The organism is Lichenihabitans sp. Uapishka_5, assembly GCF_033947565.1.
GTDB lineage: Bacteria > Pseudomonadota > Alphaproteobacteria > Rhizobiales > Beijerinckiaceae > Lichenihabitans.
Genome location: NZ_JARPVX010000228.1, coordinates 1 through 597 on the forward strand (window position 1 = coordinate 1; position 597 = coordinate 597).

At 67.5% G+C, this 597-nt stretch carries 1 pseudogene; it reads left to right on the forward strand.

Annotated elements, in window-relative coordinates:
- A pseudogene (locus tag P7D22_RS23345) lies at window positions 1-491 on the forward strand (IS21 family transposase); the annotation flags it as partial.
- Window positions 492-597: the final 106 nt, after the last annotated feature.

Genomic DNA, 597 nt, shown 5'->3' on the forward strand with positions numbered 1-597 from the left:
CCTGCTTCGTGAAGGCCTATCCTCGGGAAACCACCGAGGCCTTCCTGGACGGCCATGTCTCGGGGTTTGCCTTCTTTGGCGGCGTGCCGCTGTCGGTCCTCTACGACAACACCAAGATCGCCGTGGCCAAGATCTGTGGCGACGGCACGCGCGATCGCACGCGCGCCTTCACGGAGCTGGTGAGCCACTGCCTGTTCCAGGACCGCTTCGGCCGTCCGGGCAAGGGCAACGACAAGGGCAAGGTCGAAGGGCTGGTCAAATACGCCCGCGCCAACTTCATGACGCCGATCCCCACGGCGGCGAGTTTCGACGCCCTGAACGCCATGCTGGCGGACCGTTGCCGCGCACGGCAGGCCGAGCATGCGGGTCAGCATGCCGCCACCATCGGCGAGCGGCTCGTCGCCGATCTCGCCGCCTTGAGGGCACTTCCCGACGTGCCGCTCGAACCCTGCGAGAAGCGCGCGGCTCGTGTCTCCTCGACCGTAAGCGTGAGCGGATGACCACGGCAGGCTACGCGGCCTGAGCCTGCTGCGGCTGGCGGGCCTTCCAAGTCCAGGGAAGCAGCTCGTCGAGGCGGCTCATGGGATGGTCGGCGAT